We start from the raw sequence: 15,892 nt of genomic DNA on the forward strand, positions 1-15,892 counted from the left end.
AGTAACGAGTTCTACAAGTGGCAAGAGATGTGGCGGTCATTGTTGTCCCGAACGGCCCGACTCGGGCTCTGCACAACCCTTGCGCGGCCGGGGCGGGGCTCAGCAGACTGAGAGAGGAACTAGAACACGTACTAGTTGCGTGGGCAGTACGTACGTCACGGGCGCGGGTGCCGCCGGGAGCCCCGCGGAGGCGAGGACGAGGAGAGGACGAGACATGGCCGCGGAACCCGTCATCGTCGAAGCCGTACGCACGCCCATCGGCAAGCGCGGTGGCGCGCTCGCCAATCTCCATCCCGCCTATCTGCTCGGCGAGACCTACCGGGAACTCCTCGCCCGCACCGGGATCCAGCCCGACTGCGTCGAGCAGATCGTCGGCGGCACGGTGACCCACGCGGGGGAGCAGTCGATGAACCCCGCCCGCACCGCCTGGCTGGCGATGGGGCTGCCGTACGAGACCGCGGCGACCACGGTGGACTGTCAGTGCGGCTCCTCGCAGCAGGCGAATCACATGGTGGCCAATATGGTCGCCACCGGGGTGATCGACATCGGTATCGGCTGCGGGGTCGAGGCCATGTCGCGGGTGCCGCTGGGCAGTGGCTCCAAACACGGGCCGGGCAAGCCGTTCCCGGACGAGTGGAACGTCGATCTGCCCAACCAGTTCGAGGCGGCGGAGCGGATCGCCCGCCACCGGGGGCTGACCCGGGAGCGGGTGGACACGCTCGGGCTGCTCTCGCAGGAGCGGGCCGGGCGGGCGTGGGCCGAGGAGCGCTTCAAGCATGAGACGTTCGCCGTACAGGTGCCCACGACCGATGAGGAGCAGGCGGCCGGACAGGGCATGTGGCGGCTGGTCGACCGGGACGAGGGGCTGCGGGACACCAGTATGGAGGCGCTGTCCCGGCTGAAGCCCATCATGCCCACCGCCGTGCACACCGCGGGCAACTCCTCTCAGATCTCCGACGGCGCGTGTGCGGTGCTGTGGGCGTCCAAGCGGATGGCGCGCGCCCTCAAGCTGAGGCCGCGCGCCCGGATCGTGGCCCAGGCGCTGGTCGGCGCCGATCCGCACTACCACCTCGACGGTCCGATCGACGCCACCCGGGCGGTGCTGGGCAAGGCCGGGATGTCGCTCAAGGACATCGATGTGGTGGAGATCAACGAGGCGTTCGCCTCCGTGGTGCTGTCCTGGGCGCAGGTCTTCGAACAGGACCTGGGGAAGGTGAATGTGAACGGTGGCGCCATCGCGCTGGGCCACCCGGTGGGCGCCACCGGAGCCCGGCTGATCACCACCGCCCTGCATGAACTGGAGCGCGCCGACCGGGAGTTCGCGCTCATCACGATGTGCGCGGGCGGCGGACTGGCGACCGGCACCATCATCCAGCGGCTCTGACCACCGCCCCCGGGGACTGGCCGTTGGGTGGCGTTCAGCCCTTCTCGAACACGGCGGTCGCGTCGAAGGCCGCCCGCCGGGTGGCCCGGCGCAGCGCCTTGAGGACGGTGCCGCCGAGCGTCAGCGTCAGCGCCACCGTCACCACCGCGCGCGGCAGGTCCCAGCCGAGCGAAGTGGCCAGGCAGTACGCCACGAACCGGACCAGGTTCTCGCCGACCGGATCCCCCGGCACATAGCTGATCCCCGAGGCCGTGCCCTGCATCAGCGTCCAGCCCTGGAGGTTCATCACCGTGCCGTAGCAGACGGACGCCACCGCCCCGTACGCCGCGAGCAGCGCCAACTCACCGCGTCCGCGCAGCCGGGAGGGGCCGGGCAGCAGCCCCGCCCCCATCGACACCCAGCCCATCGCCAGCATCTGGAACGGCATCCAGGGGCCCACCCCGCCGGTGAGCAGCGCGGAGGCGAACATCGACACCGAGCCCAGCACAAAGCCGAAACCGGGCCCGAGCACCCGCCCCGACAGCACCATCAGGAAGAACATCGGCTCGATCCCGGCCGTCCCCGCGCCCAGTGGACGCAGGGCCGCACCGGCCGCCGCCAGTACCCCGATCATCGCGATGGCCTTCGCGTCCAGACCGGTGTCGGCGATCGTCGCCACCACCACGGCCAGCAGCAGTGGCAGCAGCGCGGCGAACAGCCAGGGCGCGTCGGCGGCGTGGGTGGTGACACCGGAGTCGCCCGGTGCGAACAGCGGCCACCCGAAGGCCACCACCCCGACCGCGGACACCAGCGCCAGCGCGGCCACCGACCGCGGGCCCAGCCGCACCGGCCGTACCGGTCGCACCCGCTGCCCCCTCGCCACCGTGCCGACGGTGTCCGGCGTGCTCATGGCGCCGCCTCCAGCGCGGTGCGCACCTGCGCCACGGTCAGCCATGGCAGCGGCGCAAGGATCTTCGCCACCTGGGGCGCGAAGGCGGGTGACGAGACCACGACCTCCGCCATCGGTCCGTCCGCCACCACCTCGCCCTCGGCCAGGATCACCACACGGTGGGCGAGTTCGGCCGCCAGCTCCACATCGTGGGTGGCGAGCACCGTGGCATGGCCGTCCGCCGCCAGCTCCCGCACCACTTCCACCAGCCGCGCCTTCGCCGCGTAGTCCAGCCCGCGGGTCGGCTCGTCGAGCAGGAGCAGCGGGGGACGGGCGGTCAGCACGACGGCCAGGGCGAGAGCCAGCCGCTGGCCCTCCGACAGATCGCGGGGGTGGATGGTGTCCGCCACGTCCGGCAGCAGCCGCGCGACCAGGGCGCGGCAGGTGCCCGGGGCGGCGTCCGCGTCCCGGTCGGCCGCGGCGCACTCGGCGGCCACCGTGTCCGCGGCGAGCAGATCGCGCGGCTCCTGCGGTACGAGGCCGACATGGCGCAGGAGTTCGGCGGGCCGGGTGCGGTGCGGGACCACCCCGCCGTCCCCGCTCCCCACCCGGACGGAGCCCGAGGCGGGCCTGTTCATCCCGACCAGGCTCGCCAGCAGGGTGGACTTGCCCGCGCCGTTGCGTCCCATCAGCGCCACCGTCTCACCGGGCCGCACCGACAGGCCGACCCCGCGCAGCGCCTCGACCCGGCCGTGGCGCACCGCCAGCCGGGACACCTCGGCCACCGGAGCGCCGGGCGCGGGCCCGGCCACCGCGCGGGGCGCGGCGTCCGCGAGCCGCTCCCGCAGCGGCCCGGCCCTGCGCCGCGCGTCGCGCACCGACAGCGGCACCGGTGACCACCCGGCCAGGCCGCCGAGGGCCACCACGGGCGGCTGGACCGGTGAGACCGGCATGACCTCGGCCGGATCGCCGACCACCGGGGCGGCCCCGGGGGAGGGCAGCAGGATCATCTGGTCCGCGTACTGCACCACCCGCTCGAGGCGGTGTTCGGCCATCAGCACGGTGGTGCCGAGGTCGTGCACCAGCCGTTGCAGTACGGCCAGCACCTCCTCGGCGGCGGCCGGGTCCAGTGCGGAGGTGGGCTCGTCCAGCACCAGCACCCGGGGGTGGGTGGTGAGCACGGAACCGATGGCGACGCGCTGCCGCTGGCCGCCGGAGAGGGACGCGATCGGGCGGTCGCGCAGCTCGGCCAGGCCGAGCAGATCGAGGGTCTCCTCGACCCGGCGGCGCATGGTGTCCGGCGGGACGCCCAGCGACTCCATACCGTAGGCGAGTTCGTCCTCGACGGTGTCGGTGACGAAGTGGGCCATCGGATCCTGCCCCACGGTGCCCACCACATCGGCCAGTTCCCGCGGTTTATGGGTGCGGGTGTCACGGCCCGCGACGGTCACCCGCCCGCGCAGGGTGCCGCCGGTGAAATGCGGCACCAGTCCGGAGACGGCGCCCAGCAGCGTGGACTTGCCCGATCCGGACGGGCCGACCAGCAGACACAGCTCGCCCTCGGGAACGGTCAGGTCCACCTCGCGCAGGGCGGGCCGGGCCGCGCCCTCGAAGGTGACGGACACCTGCTCGAAGCGGATCACTGTGCGGCCTCCTCGGAATCTGCGTCGGGTCGTCGGTCGGTTCGTCCACCGGGTCGTTCTTCGGTTCGTCCGCCGGTTCGTCCGCCGGGTTGCCGGTCCGGCGGGGTGCGGTCGCCGTTCCGCTCCGTGGCCGGGGGCGCCGGGCGCGGGCCGGGCACCGCCGGTGCCGGTTCCGGTGCCGTTCGCGGCGTGCGTCCCGGGGGCGCCGGGGCGGCGAACGCGGGGAGCAGCCCGAGCAGCACCCCCGCCGCGGGCCACAGCGGCAGGGTCGGCGCGGTGAGCGGCACGGTGGGCGGTTGCAGCGCCTCCGGCGCGTACGAGGTGGCCCAGATCATCACCGCCGCGGCCGCCGCGCCCGAGCCCGACACCAGCCATGCCACGACACCCCACCGGTCCGGCCGGTAGCGGGTGCGCACCGAGCGGCGGCCGCCCAGCCACAGTCCGCCGAGCGCCGCCGCCAGCCCGGCGAGCAGCAACGGCAGCCCGTAGCCGCCGCCTTCGGCCGCCAGCAGTCCGTAGGTCCCGCAGCACACACCGAGCAGCCCGCCCAGGGTCAGTGCCGCGGTGACCCGGCGTACGGCGGGTGGCACCTGTGCGGTACGGCCGTAGCCGCGCGCGTCCATCGCCGCCGCCAGCGCCACCGACCGCTCCAGCGCGCCCTCCAGCACCGGGAGTCCGACCTGGAGCAGTGCGCGGAACCCCCGGTCGGGGCGGCCGCGCAGCCGCCGGGCGGCACGCAGCCGCTGGACGTCGGAGACCAGTTGGGGCGCGAAGGTCATCGCCACCACGATCGCCACCCCGGCCTCGTAGAGCGCACCGGGCAGGGATTTGAGCAGCCGGGCCGGACTGGCCAGCGCGTTCGCCGCGCCCACGCAGATGAGCAGGGTGGCCAGCTTGAGTCCGTCGTAGAGCGCGAACACCAGCCCCTCGGCGGTGACCCGGCCACCGATCCGCACCCCTTGCGCCCAGTCGGGAAGCGGGACTTCGGGGAGGGTGAACAGGATCCGGGTGCCGGGGATCGGCGAGCCCAGGAACACCGCGAAGAACAGCCGGATCGCCAGCACCAGCAGTCCCAGCTTCAGGAACGCGCCGTACGAGCGGGCCCACGGCGCGTCGGTGCGGCGCGCCGCGACCACATAGCCCGCGACCGCGATCAGCAGTCCGAGCAGCAGTGGATTGGTGGTGCGGGACGCCGCCGTGGCCAGCCCCAGCGCCCACAGCCACCAGGCGCCCGCGTGCAGTGCGCCGCCGCGGGTGGCGGCGGGCGCGCGCAGCCGGGCGGAGACTTCGGCGACCGGGGTGTTCATACGCGGCGGCGTCGTGCCTGCCAGACGCCCGCGGCCCCGAGGAGGACAACGGCGGCGATGCCGCCGATCAGCCCGGCCGACGGACCGCCGTCGTCACTCTTCTCCGCACCGCTCCGCCCGGCGCCGGAGCCCGGGTCACCCTTGCCGCCGTCGCCGCTCGTGCCCTTGCCGTCCGTCTTCTCACCGCAGCCCGAGGAGGGGTATCCGGCGATGGCGCACAGCAGCGCGGCGGAGTTGTAGCGCAGCGGTTCGGCGACGGCGGCCAGCGCCTCCCCGGCGCTGGCCCGCGTCTCGACCCGGGCACAGCGGGTACGGGCCTTCCCCGGCGGGGTGTCACCGCCGGGCGCGTCCGCGGCCGTGCCGAAATCGATGATCACCGCGATCCGCTTGCTGCCGTCCTTGGCGGGGGTGTCCGCGCAGACCGTGTCGAAGTCGGCGGCACCGCGCGGCTGGACGGCGTTCTCGGAGTCCTCGCTGACGCCGAAGCGGAAGCCGATCGTCTCGCCATCGACGGGCCGTGCCACCGACGGCCCCTGCGTGGCGTACGTCCAGCTCTTCGCGCCGGCCTCGCGCTCCCAGAACGACCAGTAGCGGTACCCCGCCCCGGCCTGCGCCGGAACCGCCCCGACCACCAGCACCAGCAGCCCGGTGAGCACGGCCACCACGGCCGACACCCGACGCGGCGCCCCGGCCCGCCACGGCCCGCGCCCGGTGCACCGCCCGGTCGGCCGGACGGCGGACCGGACCGTGGCCCGGACGGCGCGGTCATCTCCGCGCACGGTGGCGAACGGCGCTCTCCGCATCAGACCCGCTGCTTCTTCCGGCCGCTGATCAGGAAGCCGATACCCATACCGGCCACCGCGCAGATGCCCACGACCCACCAGACGCCGTTGCCGTCGCCGTCGTCCTTCTTGTCGCTCTCGGCGGACGCCTCCGGGCCCGACGCGGCCTGCGGCTTCGGCCCGGTGGCGTTCAGCTGGCGGACGAGGTCGACACCGCCGAAGTCGCGCGGGTCGCCACCGGCGGCGTGGGACGCCAGCACCAGCTTGGCCAGCGCGCCCGGGTCGCCCTTCGCCCAGGCCACCGCGGAGCCCTCCTTGCTCTGGAGCCACGCCAGCGGCTTCGCCGCGGCGGTGCGGTGGCCACCCGCGGAGAGCGCCACGATCGCGTCGGCGGTGCCGCCGAAGTCCGGCTGGTCCTTGGCGCCGGGCATGGCGGACAGCAGATGGTCGCCGTGTCCGGCCATGGTGGTCGCGAGGTAGTCGGCGGCGCCCTCGGCGGCCTGCTCCGGGGTGCGGTCCTTCGCGCTGTCCCCGCAGGCCAGCGGCTTGGGCTCAGCGGCGCTTCCCTTGCCCTCGGTGTCCGGGACCAGCCCGCTGCCCCGTACGGCCAGCGCGGCGCTCGCGGTGGCCAGATCGTTGGCGGCCGGACCGCCCTTGGCCTTCTGGTACGCGAACGCCCCGCGCTCGTCCGCCTTGGCGTCACAGCCGAGCTGGAGGCCGAGCAGCGCGTCGTACGGGGTCTTGCCGCTCTCCGCGGAGGTGACCTCGGCGGGGTCCACACTGGTGGCGGCGAGGGCGCCGACCGCGGCGGAGGTGGAGTTGGCGTCGCTGGCTCCGCCGGGGTTCATACCCCAGCCGCCGTCCTCGTTCTGGTTCCGCTTCAGCCAGCCGATGCCCTTCTCGACGGCCTTGGCGCGGCCGCCGACCGCGGCCAGCGCCTGGACGGCGGCGGCGGTGGCATCGCTGAACTCGCCCTTCTTCGCGTCGCACGGCTTGGCGGTGTCCGCCCGGTACGCGGCGAAGCCACCGTCCGCGCACTGCTGCCCGGCCAGCCAGTCCACCGCCGACTTCGCCGGGGTGACCTCCACCGCGTCCTGCGCGAGCAGTGCGAGCGACTGCCGCCACACCCCGTCGAACTTGGGGTCCTTGGTGCCGTACAGCCCCTTCGGCAGTGCGGCGCCGGACCCCTTCGGAGCGGGCTTGCCGTCCGCGAGGGCCGCGGGCGCGGCGGCCGCGCACAGGGCGGCGGAGACGGCCAGAGCCGCGACGCTGCGGCGTACGATCATGGCTGTGGTGCCTCTCATGAGTGTCGCTGCGACGGGCGACATGGGGGACGACGGGCGTACGCGCTGCCGCGCACGGCGCACCCACCGCGCGCGGACACTCCGCGACACGTCGGCACCGGGCTCAGCTCCGCATACCTCGACGGTGCCGCCGCCGGCGGTCCGGCGGCGGGAGCCTGCGGTGCGTCCGGCCAGGTACTCCGGCTGGGCACGGCATACGCACGGGGCGGCGCCGTACGGTCACGGTTGCGGGTCAGCGCCGGATTGCCACCGGCTTCCCCCGAACGGACGCGGATGAAGTTTTCCCGCATACCTTAACCGCCCGGTCGGTCCACGATTCCCCGGGCTGTCCGGAATCCGGAGCTCCGGTCCGGTCCGTCCGCGGTGCGGGGCCGCGCCGGGCTCAGACGGCCCGGTAGGTGACCGGGTCGGTACCGGGGACGGGTGCGGCGCGGCCCTGGGTGACCAGATGACGCAGATGGGCCTCGGCCTCGGAGACGGCGATATTGCGGGAGGCGTAGCCGATCTCGGCCCAGGGGCGGTTCCACTCCATGGCCTCGGCGAGCTGCCAGGGGGTGAGCGGGGTGCCGAGCAGGACGAGCAGACCGGTGAGGCGCTGCTCATGGTGGTCGAGCAGGGCACGGACCCGGGCCGGGGCGTCGGTGAAGGCGTACTGGTGGGCCGGGAGCACCTCGGCCGGGCCGAGGTCGGCGACGCGCCGGAGGGAGGTGAGGTAGTCGCCGAGGGGGTCGGTGACGGTGTGGTCGTCGGGGTCCTCGTAGAGCCCGATATGCGGGCTGATCTCGGGCAGCAGATGGTCGCCGGAGAACAGGCGGCCGTGGCCGGGGGCGTTGGCGGGGTGCCGCTCCTCCAGGTGCAGACAGACGTGGCCGGGGGTGTGGCCCGGGGTCCAGACGGCGCGCAGCCGGCGGCCGGACAGATCGAGGAGGGCGCCGGGGACGATCTCGCGGTCGGGGAGGGCGGCCCGGTGCCCGGGGAAGGTGCCGCCGCCTGCGGTGCGGGCGGCGCGCAGCGGGGCGAGGTGATCCTCGGGGGCGCCCGCCGCGGCCAGTTTCCCGGCGAGGTAGGCGAGCCAGCGGGCGGGCTCGGCGTCACGGGTGCGGCGTACGACGGTGGCGTCGGCCGGATGCATGGCGATCCAGGCGCCGGAAGCCTCCCGCACTCGCGCGGAGAGCCCGTGGTGGTCGGGGTGGTGATGAGTGATCAGCACACCGTGCAGCTCGGTGACGGAGGTACCGCACGCGGTCAGTCCGGCGGTGAGGGTGTCCCAGGCGGTCGGATCGTCCCAGCCGGTGTCGATGAGGACCGGGCCGCGATCGGTGTCGAGGAGGTGGACCAGGGTGTGGCCGAGGGGATTGTCCGGGATCGGTACCGGGATGCTCCGGACCCCGCCGCCGTGGTCTCTCACCCGTACCGCTCCGGTTGTCCGTGCCGTCATCAGTGTCCCCCTGTCGTTCGGCCATTGCCCACTATAACGAGAGCTGGTATCAGTTCTGATGCACCGTCAGATCGATCCCCACGGGAGGCATCAGCGATGGGCGACCTCATCGAGCACGGGCAGCTCTACATCGGCGGGGAGCCGGTCGATCCGGCGGGCACGGAGACCATCGAGGTCGTCTCGCCGCATACCGAGCGGGTCATCGGACGGGTGCCGCATGCCGCGCGGGCGGATGTGGACCGGGCGGTGGCGGTGGCGCGCACGGCCTTCGACGAGGGGCCGTGGCCCCGGATGACCTTGGACGAGCGGATCGCCGTGGTCACCCGGATCAAGGACCTCATCGCGGTGCGCCATGAGGAACTGGCCCGGATCATCAGCGCCCAGAACGGCTCCCCGTACTCCTGGAGCGTGCTGGCCCAGGCGCTCGGCGCGATGATGGTGTGGGACTCCGCGATCACCGTGGCGCGCGGCGCGGTCCACGAGGAGCGGCGGGACGGATGTCTCGGTCCGCTGCTGGTGCGCCGTGAACCGGTCGGGGTGGTGGCGGCCGTGGTGCCGTGGAACGTCCCGCAGTTCGTGGCGGCGGCGAAACTGGCCCCGGCGCTGCTCGCGGGGTGCACGGTGATCCTCAAGCCCTCACCGGAGACCCCGCTGGACTCCTACGTCCTGGCGGAGATCCTGACCGAGGCGGGGGTGCCCGAGGGAGTGGTCTCCATCCTCCCGGCGGACCGCGAGGTCAGTGAGTATCTGGTCGGGCACCCGGGCGTGGACAAGGTGTCGTTCACCGGATCGGTGGCGGCGGGCAAACGGGTCATGGAGGTCGCCTCCCGCCATCTGACGCGGGTGACACTGGAGTTGGGCGGCAAGTCGGCGGCCGTGATCCTGCCGGACGCCGATCTGGACGCGGCGGTCACCGGGATCGTCCCCAACGCCTGGATGAACAACGGCCAGGCGTGTGTGGCCCAGACCCGGATCCTCGCCCCGCGCGCCCGGTACGACGAGATCGCCGAACGCCTCACCGCGGCCGCCGCCGCCCTGGTCGTCGGCGATCCGCTGGACCCCGCCACCCAGGTCGGCCCGCTGGTCACCCGGCGGCAGCGGCAGCGGTCACTGGACTACATCGCGCTCGGGCAGCGCGAGGGCGCCAAGGTGCTGACCGGCGGCGGCCGTCCGGCCGGTCCGGACACCGGCTGGTATGTGGAGCCGACCCTCTTCGGCGATGTCACCAACTCGATGCGGATCGCCCGCGAGGAGATCTTCGGCCCGGTGATCTGTCTGCTGCCGTACGGCGACGAGGAGGAGGCGGCCCGGATCGCCGACGACTCCGACTACGGACTGTCGGGCAGCGTTTGGACGGCGGACCCCGCGCGCGGTGTCGCCTTCGCCCGGCGGATCCGCACCGGCACCTACTCCGTCAACACCTTCAGCCTGGACATGCTGGGCCCCTTCGGCGGCTACAAGAACTCCGGTCTGGGGCGGGAGTTCGGGCCCGAGGGCTACGCCGCCTATCTCGAGCACAAGATGATCCACCTGCCGCAGGGCTGGGACGGGGAGCCGGTCTGATGGGCGACCGCTGGCGGATCGAGGTGGACCGGGGCGTCTGTATCGGCTCCGGACTGTGCGCGAGCACCGCGCCCCGCGGCTTCCGGCTGGACACGGCGCGGCAGGCGCATCCGGTGGCGGCGGAGGCCGATGCCTCGGAGGCGGTGCTCGCGGCGGCCGAGGGATGTCCGGTGGAGGCCATCGCGATCCGGCTGCGGGACGGCGGCGAGCAGGTCTTTCCGCCGGACGAGTAGCCGGACGAGTGGAGAGCCGGGAGGGGCTGGGCCGGATCCGGTGGGGATCCGGCCCGGTGGGGTGGCCGGGGTCAGACCCAGCCCTCGGCGTGCGAGATCCGGATGGCGTCCACCCGATTGCGCGCCCCCGTCTTCCGCGTGATCGCGGCCAGGTAGTTGCGGATCGTCCCGTTGGACAGATGGAGGGTCCGGGCGATCTCGGCGATCGAGGCGCCGTCCGCGGCGAGCGAGAGCACCCCCAGTTCGCGCTGGGTCAGCGGGATCTCGGCCGCCTGGAGGAAGCCGTAGCCGAGTGAGTCGTCGACGAACCGCTCCTTCCTGGCGACATGGCGGATGCCGTCCAGCAGCCGCTGCGGCGGGGCGTTCCGGTCGATATAGCCCAGCGCCTGCGCCTCATGGGCACGCCGCAAGGGACCCGGGCGTCCCGCACTGGCCAGGACCAGCAGTGCGCACCCACCGTGGTCACCGGCGGCGGCGCTCACGATCTTCTTCAACTCCCCCTTGTGCGCGGGTGCGTCGGAACCGGGGCAGTCGGTGTCCATGACGCACACATGGGGCTGTAACGAGCGCGCTCTACTACGCGCGTCACGCCAGGAGCACGCGGCCACCTCGATGTCCGGTTCGGCCCGTATCAGCGTCGCCAGCGCGGATCGCAGCAGGCATGAGTCATGCACCAGAAGTACCCGTATCACGGACTTCTCCACCCCCAGTGAAGTTTCTTTTGGTTGCACGCCGTTGTCGCTCTGTCGCGCGCCGTTCATGAATACCGGGATTGCCCGGGTCGTGAACGCGGGTTTTGCGCCAACGGGGAGCGCGCGGGCGCACAAACAACTGCCCCGTTGCTCGGCGGGGGCGCGGCTAAAAGAGCGTGCGCCCCTGGCGCGCGGTGGCGAAAGTCGGTCGGGGGTATACGGAGGCGACCCGAGGCGCTATGCGGGGGTCGCGTGGGCTCAGTTGGTGGGGTCGATTGAGGAGGTCAGGGGGACGCGGGGGGAGCCGTGAGGTCGATCAGCCGGCAGACCGTTTCGATGTCGATCTTCACCTGGGCGATCGAGGCCCGCCCGGAGAGCCAGGTGATCAGTGCCGAATGCCAGGTGTGCTCGATGACCCGGACCGCCGAGAGCTGCTCGGGTGTCGGCGGCCCCTCGAGGCCCATGGCGTCGAGGATGATCGCGGTGGTCAGCCGGGAGACCGTGTCCACCTCCGGGCTCACCGAACGGTCGGCGAAGGTGAGCGCCCGGACCATGGCGTCCGCCAGATGGGGTTCGCGCTGAAGCGCCCGGAAGGCGCGCATCAGGGTCTGGGCGACCCGGGCGGCCGGATCCTCCTCGGTCGGCGGGCGCTTGCGGAGCGCCTCGTGCATGTGCTGGAGCTGGTCCTGCATGGTGGCGACCAGCAGGTGGACCTTGGAGGGGAAGTAGCGGTAGAGGGTGCCGAGGGCGACGCTGGAGTTCTCGGCCACCTCGCGCATCTGGACCGCGTCGAAGCCGCCGCGGCTGGCCAGCCGGGCACTGGCGTGCAGGATGCGGCGTCGGCGCGCCTCCTGCCGCTCGGTCAGCTGCAAGGGGGCTGGCTTGACTTCTGCGGTCATATGTCCCACTTCAGATGTGTCGCGTCTGCGGGTCGGGGCCATGTGGACCCGAGCATGATGGCAGGCCCGGCCCGGGGGTGCGAGTCACCGGATCCCTCACTGAAACTCGTTCTAGGCTAGCGCGGGGGGCCGCCGCCGTACCGGTGTCCGCGCAGTTGAGGCAGGTTGCTGCCGCCCGGGTGGCGCCCGGCGGGTACCGCCTTCCGCGCACCCCGTACGACGCTCCGACGGCGCGGCGCCCGGACCGGCCCCCTTGCCCGGACCGCTCCCTGGAGCGGGGGAGTTTGCCGCACTCGCACCGATATCGCCCGGCCCGTCGCGCGGCTGTCTCATACCCACGGTTACTGAGTGGTAGGAATCACCTGTTCCGGCTCTGGCGGAGCCGTGGGAGCCAGGTATCTTCGAGACTTCTCGGGCTATCCGATAGTGAAACTTGTTCTAGATAATCGGAAGCGGCTACGCTCCCGCTGAACTGCACCTAGGAGGGGGCGCGAGTGACCGCAGAGGCCGCGCAGGAGATCGGGCCCGACCCGCTTCGAGTGGATCCCCCCGCCGCCACCGACCGGCCGCTGCGGATCGCGCTGCTCAGCTACAAGGGGAACCCCTTCTGTGGCGGTCAGGGCGTCTATGTCCGGCATCTCTCCCGGGAGTTGGCCCGGCTCGGCCACACCGTCGAGGTCATCGGGGCCCAGCCGTACCCGGTGGTGGACACCCGTGAGGGCGTGACCCTCACCGAACTGCCGAGCCTGGACCTCTACCGCCAGCCCGATCCGTTCCGCACCCCGGCACTCGCCGAGTACCGCGACTGGATCGACGCCCTGGAGGTCGGCACGATGTGGACCGGCGGCTTCCCCGAGCCGCTCACCTTCAGCCTGCGCGCCCGCCGCCATCTGGCCGCCCGCCGCGGCCACTTCGACGTCGTCCACGACAACCAGACCCTCGGCTACGGGCTGCTGGGGCTGGAGCGGATCGGCTACCCCCTGGTGACCACCATCCACCACCCCATCACCGTGGACCGCGCACTCGACCTGGACGCCGCCGAGGGCTGGCGGCGCCGCGCCTCGGTGCGCCGCTGGTACGGCTTCACCCGGATGCAGAAGCGGGTGGCCCGGCGGCTGCCCTCGGTGCTCACCGTCTCCGGCTCCTCCCGGCGCGAGATCGTCGACCACCTCGGGGTGGCCCCGCGGCGGGTCCATGTGGTGCATATCGGCGCGGACACCGAGCTGTTCTCGCCCGACCCGGCCGTGCCGGAGATCCCCGGGCGCATCGTCACCACCTCCAGCGCGGACGTCCCGCTCAAGGGCCTTGTCCACCTCGTCGAGGCGCTCGCCAAGGTCCGCACCGAGCACCCCGGGGCCCATCTCGTCGTCGTCGGCAAACGCCCCGAGAAGGGTCCGGTGGCCACCGCCATCGCCCGCTACGGACTCGAGGGCGCGGTGGAGTTCGTCAAGGGCATCAGCGACCCCGAACTCGTGGACCTGGTGCGCGGCGCCCAGGTCGCCTGTGTGCCCTCGCTCTACGAGGGGTTCTCGCTGCCCGCCGCCGAGGCCATGGCCACCGGCACCCCGCTGGTCGCCACCACCGGCGGTGCGATCCCCGAGGTCGCGGGCGCCGACGGGGAGACCTGCCTCGCCGTACCGCCCGGTGACGCGGGAGCGCTCGCCGCCTCCCTGGTCCGGCTGCTGGGCGACGCCGACCTCAGACTCCGGCTCGGCACGGCCGGACGTGAGCGGGTGCTGCGCCGGTTCACCTGGGAACAGGCCGCCCGCGGCACCGTCGAGCACTACCGCGCGGCCATCGGCGCGCGGACCCCGGCCGCCCGCGCCCGCCGCTGACCGCCCCGACCGCCGAGCCGCGCCCCGTAAGCCCAAGAACCCGTAAGCCCGCCAGCCCGCGAACCCGCCGGACGAAAGCAGACCCCCGTGCTGACCGTCGATTTCTCCCGCTTCCCGCTCGCCCCCGGCGACCGAGTCCTCGACCTGGGCTGTGGCGCCGGACGGCATGCCTTCGAGTGTTACCGGCGCGGTGCGCGGGTCGTCGCCCTGGACCGCAACGGCGATGAGATACGCGAGGTCGCCAAGTGGTTCGCGGCCATGGAGGAGGCCGGCGAGGCCCCGGCCGGTGCCACCGCGACCGCCATGGAGGGCGACGCCCTCGCCCTGCCCTTCCCCGACGACAGCTTCGACGTCGTCATCATCTCCGAGGTGATGGAGCACATCCCGGACGACAAGGGTGTGCTCGCCGAGATGGTGCGGGTGCTGCGCCCCGGTGGCCGGATCGCCGTCACCGTCCCGCGCTACGGCCCGGAGAAGGTGTGCTGGGCGCTGTCGGACGCGTACCACGAGGTCGAGGGCGGCCATATCCGGATCTACCGCGCCGAGCAGCTCCTGGAGCGGATGCGCGAGGCGGGGCTGCGGCCGTACGGCACCCACCACGCCCACGCCCTGCACAGCCCCTACTGGTGGCTCAAGTGCGCCTTCGGCGTGGACAACGACAAAGCCCTGCCGGTGCGGGCGTACCACAAGCTGCTGGTCTGGGACATCATGAAGAAGCCGCTGGCCACCCGGGTCGCCGAACGTGCGCTGAACCCGCTCATCGGCAAGAGCTTCGTGGCGTACGCGACCAAGCCGCACACCCCCGGTGACACCGGCAGCCCCATCGAGGGGGCGTGATGGCGTACGGCCCCCGATCCGGCGGCCCCGGCCCCCGGACCGAACGGCTCGCGCTGCCCGGGGTGCTGACCGCCGAGGAGACGCTGCGCACGGTCGGCGCCATCGCCGCCGTACAGCGCGCCGACGGCGCCATACCGTGGTTCCGCGGCCACCACCTCGACCCGTGGGACCACATCGAGGCCGCGATGGCACTCGACGTGGCGGGTGAGCACGACCGCGCCGAGGCCGCCTACCGGTGGCTCGCCGACCACCAGAACACGGACGGCTCCTGGTACGCGGCCTACCCCGACACCCCCGACGGCGTGGCCGCCACCGAACCCACCGACCGCGGCCGCGAGACCAACTTCTGCGCCTATGTGGCCGTCGGCGTCTGGCACCACTACCTGGCCACCGGCGACGACACGTTCCTCGACCGGATGTGGCCCACCGTCCGCCACGCCGTCGAGTTCGTCCTCGGCCTCCAGCAGAGCGGCGGCCAGATCGGCTGGCGCCGCGACGAGGACGGCAGCGTGGACACCGACGCCCTGCTGACCGGCTCCTCCTCCGTCTACCAGGCCCTGCGCTGCGCCCTGGCCATCGCCGAGCACCGCGAGGAGCCCCAGCCCGACTGGGAGCTGTCGGCCGGCATGCTGGGCCACGCCATACGCCACCACCCCGAGCGGTTCCTGGACAAGAACCGCTACTCGATGGACTGGTACTACCCGGTCCTCGGCGGGGCGCTCACCGGCGCGGCCGCCAAGGAGCGCATCGAGGGCGAGTGGGACCGCTTCGTGGTGCCGGGGCTCGGGGTGCGCTGTGTGCACCCCAACCCCTGGATCACCGGCGGCGAGAGCTGTGAACTCGCGCTCGCCCTCTGGGCGATGGGTGAGTCCGACCGCGCGGTGGACGTCCTGCGGTGGATCCAGCCCCGGCTGCGCGCCGAGGACGGGATGTACTGGACCGGCTACGTCTTCGACGACGACGCCATCTGGCCCGAGGAGCGCACCACCTGGACCGCCGGATCACTGGTGCTGGCCGTGGCGGCACTGGGCGGCGACGAGGCGACCACGGCCGTCTTCGGCGGGGAGTCCCTGCCCAGGGGGCTGGACTCGGACTGCTGCCGCTGAG

The 15,892-nt window shown here is 73.0% G+C and carries 14 protein-coding genes and 1 riboswitch; of the genes, 6 read left to right on the plus strand and 8 right to left on the minus strand.

Annotation, left to right across the window (positions count from 1 at the left end; genetic code table 11):
* Positions 1-214: 214 nt before the first annotated feature.
* Positions 215-1,384 (plus strand): steroid 3-ketoacyl-CoA thiolase, encoded by a 1,170-nt coding sequence (locus AB0C66_RS08035; protein ID WP_362434350.1) that lies wholly within the window; start codon positions 215-217, stop codon positions 1,382-1,384.
* Positions 1,385-1,418: 34 nt separating this feature from the next.
* On the opposite strand, the gene AB0C66_RS08040 is transcribed toward AB0C66_RS08035, so the two are convergent.
* From AB0C66_RS08040 to AB0C66_RS08065, 6 genes are all read right to left on the minus strand, one after another.
* The gene (locus AB0C66_RS08040; protein WP_362434352.1) at positions 1,419-2,273 is read right to left on the minus strand and encodes an ECF transporter S component; all 855 of its coding nucleotides are present in this window, start codon (positions 2,271-2,273) and stop codon (positions 1,419-1,421) included.
* Entirely contained in the window at positions 2,270-3,895 is a 1,626-nt protein-coding gene (locus AB0C66_RS08045) for an ATP-binding cassette domain-containing protein (RefSeq protein ID WP_362434353.1), read from the minus strand. Before AB0C66_RS08045 ends, AB0C66_RS08040 begins: the two co-directional genes overlap by 4 nt.
* Entirely contained in the window at positions 3,892-5,202 is a 1,311-nt protein-coding gene (locus AB0C66_RS08050) for a CbiQ family ECF transporter T component (RefSeq protein ID WP_362434355.1), read from the minus strand. Before AB0C66_RS08050 ends, AB0C66_RS08045 begins: the two co-directional genes overlap by 4 nt.
* Complete coding sequence (locus AB0C66_RS08055; RefSeq protein WP_362434358.1) at positions 5,199-6,005, minus strand: SCO2322 family protein; 807 nt, start codon at positions 6,003-6,005, stop codon at positions 5,199-5,201. The genes AB0C66_RS08050 and AB0C66_RS08055 overlap by 4 nt, the downstream gene beginning before the upstream one ends.
* On the minus strand, positions 6,005-7,270 hold the full coding sequence (locus AB0C66_RS08060) for a prenyltransferase/squalene oxidase repeat-containing protein (RefSeq protein WP_362434360.1): 1,266 nt from the start codon (positions 7,268-7,270) through the stop codon (positions 6,005-6,007). The genes AB0C66_RS08055 and AB0C66_RS08060 overlap by 1 nt, the downstream gene beginning before the upstream one ends.
* A 191-nt stretch (positions 7,271-7,461) precedes the next feature.
* A riboswitch (cobalamin riboswitch) is annotated at positions 7,462-7,547 on the minus strand.
* Between the two features lie 123 nt (positions 7,548-7,670).
* Entirely contained in the window at positions 7,671-8,726 is a 1,056-nt protein-coding gene (locus tag AB0C66_RS08065; protein ID WP_362434363.1) for an MBL fold metallo-hydrolase, read from the minus strand.
* A 96-nt stretch (positions 8,727-8,822) separates the two neighbouring features.
* Between AB0C66_RS08065 and AB0C66_RS08070 the strand changes: the two genes are divergently transcribed.
* Positions 8,823-10,289: an aldehyde dehydrogenase gene (locus tag AB0C66_RS08070; RefSeq protein ID WP_362434366.1), complete on the plus strand. Its 1,467-nt coding sequence runs from the start codon at positions 8,823-8,825 to the stop codon at positions 10,287-10,289.
* Entirely contained in the window at positions 10,289-10,522 is a 234-nt protein-coding gene (locus AB0C66_RS08075) for a ferredoxin (RefSeq protein WP_362434368.1), read from the plus strand. The genes AB0C66_RS08070 and AB0C66_RS08075 overlap by 1 nt, the downstream gene beginning before the upstream one ends.
* Before the next feature lie 71 nt (positions 10,523-10,593).
* Here AB0C66_RS08075 and AB0C66_RS08080 read toward each other — a convergent pair whose 3' ends face one another.
* Together AB0C66_RS08080 and AB0C66_RS08085 are read right to left on the minus strand one after the other, a co-directional pair.
* Positions 10,594-11,214: a response regulator transcription factor gene (locus AB0C66_RS08080; RefSeq protein ID WP_362434370.1), complete on the minus strand. Its 621-nt coding sequence runs from the start codon at positions 11,212-11,214 to the stop codon at positions 10,594-10,596.
* Positions 11,215-11,498: 284 nt separating this feature from the next.
* A complete protein-coding gene (locus tag AB0C66_RS08085) occupies positions 11,499-12,113 on the minus strand; it encodes a TetR family transcriptional regulator (RefSeq protein WP_362434373.1) in 615 nt (204 codons plus the stop codon).
* A gap of 539 nt (positions 12,114-12,652) precedes the next feature.
* On the opposite strand from AB0C66_RS08085, the gene AB0C66_RS08090 reads away from it, so the two are divergent.
* The 3 genes from AB0C66_RS08090 to AB0C66_RS08100 all read left to right on the plus strand — a co-directional run bounded on the left by AB0C66_RS08090 (position 12,653) and on the right by AB0C66_RS08100 (position 15,891).
* Positions 12,653-13,948 (plus strand): glycosyltransferase family 4 protein, encoded by a 1,296-nt coding sequence (locus tag AB0C66_RS08090; protein WP_362435587.1) that lies wholly within the window; start codon positions 12,653-12,655, stop codon positions 13,946-13,948.
* A gap of 87 nt (positions 13,949-14,035) precedes the next feature.
* Entirely contained in the window at positions 14,036-14,785 is a 750-nt protein-coding gene (locus tag AB0C66_RS08095; RefSeq protein ID WP_362434375.1) for a methyltransferase domain-containing protein, read from the plus strand.
* The gene (locus AB0C66_RS08100; protein WP_362434377.1) at positions 14,785-15,891 is read left to right on the plus strand and encodes a prenyltransferase; all 1,107 of its coding nucleotides are present in this window, start codon (positions 14,785-14,787) and stop codon (positions 15,889-15,891) included. Before AB0C66_RS08095 ends, AB0C66_RS08100 begins: the two co-directional genes overlap by 1 nt.
* Position 15,892 lies beyond the last annotated feature (1 nt).

Source organism: Streptomyces sp. NPDC048636 (assembly GCF_040650655.1).
Classification (GTDB): Bacteria; Actinomycetota; Actinomycetes; order Streptomycetales; family Streptomycetaceae; genus Streptomyces.

Excerpts from the sequence above, each read along its gene's own strand:
- AB0C66_RS08040 (WP_362434352.1), bottom strand. The coding sequence starts at position 2,273 with ATGAGCACGCCGGACACCGTCGGCACGGTGGCGAGGGGGCAGCGGGTG.
- AB0C66_RS08065 (WP_362434363.1), bottom strand. The coding sequence starts at position 8,726 with ATGACGGCACGGACAACCGGAGCGGTACGGGTGAGAGACCACGGCGGC.
- AB0C66_RS08075 (WP_362434368.1), top strand. The coding sequence starts at position 10,289 with ATGGGCGACCGCTGGCGGATCGAGGTGGACCGGGGCGTCTGTATCGGC.
- AB0C66_RS08085 (WP_362434373.1), bottom strand. The coding sequence starts at position 12,113 with ATGACCGCAGAAGTCAAGCCAGCCCCCTTGCAGCTGACCGAGCGGCAG.
- AB0C66_RS08070 (WP_362434366.1), top strand. The coding sequence starts at position 8,823 with ATGGGCGACCTCATCGAGCACGGGCAGCTCTACATCGGCGGGGAGCCG.
- AB0C66_RS08050 (WP_362434355.1), bottom strand. The coding sequence starts at position 5,202 with ATGAACACCCCGGTCGCCGAAGTCTCCGCCCGGCTGCGCGCGCCCGCC.
- AB0C66_RS08055 (WP_362434358.1), bottom strand. The coding sequence starts at position 6,005 with ATGCGGAGAGCGCCGTTCGCCACCGTGCGCGGAGATGACCGCGCCGTC.
- AB0C66_RS08035 (WP_362434350.1), top strand. The coding sequence starts at position 215 with ATGGCCGCGGAACCCGTCATCGTCGAAGCCGTACGCACGCCCATCGGC.
- AB0C66_RS08060 (WP_362434360.1), bottom strand. The coding sequence starts at position 7,270 with ATGATCGTACGCCGCAGCGTCGCGGCTCTGGCCGTCTCCGCCGCCCTG.
- AB0C66_RS08100 (WP_362434377.1), top strand. The coding sequence starts at position 14,785 with ATGGCGTACGGCCCCCGATCCGGCGGCCCCGGCCCCCGGACCGAACGG.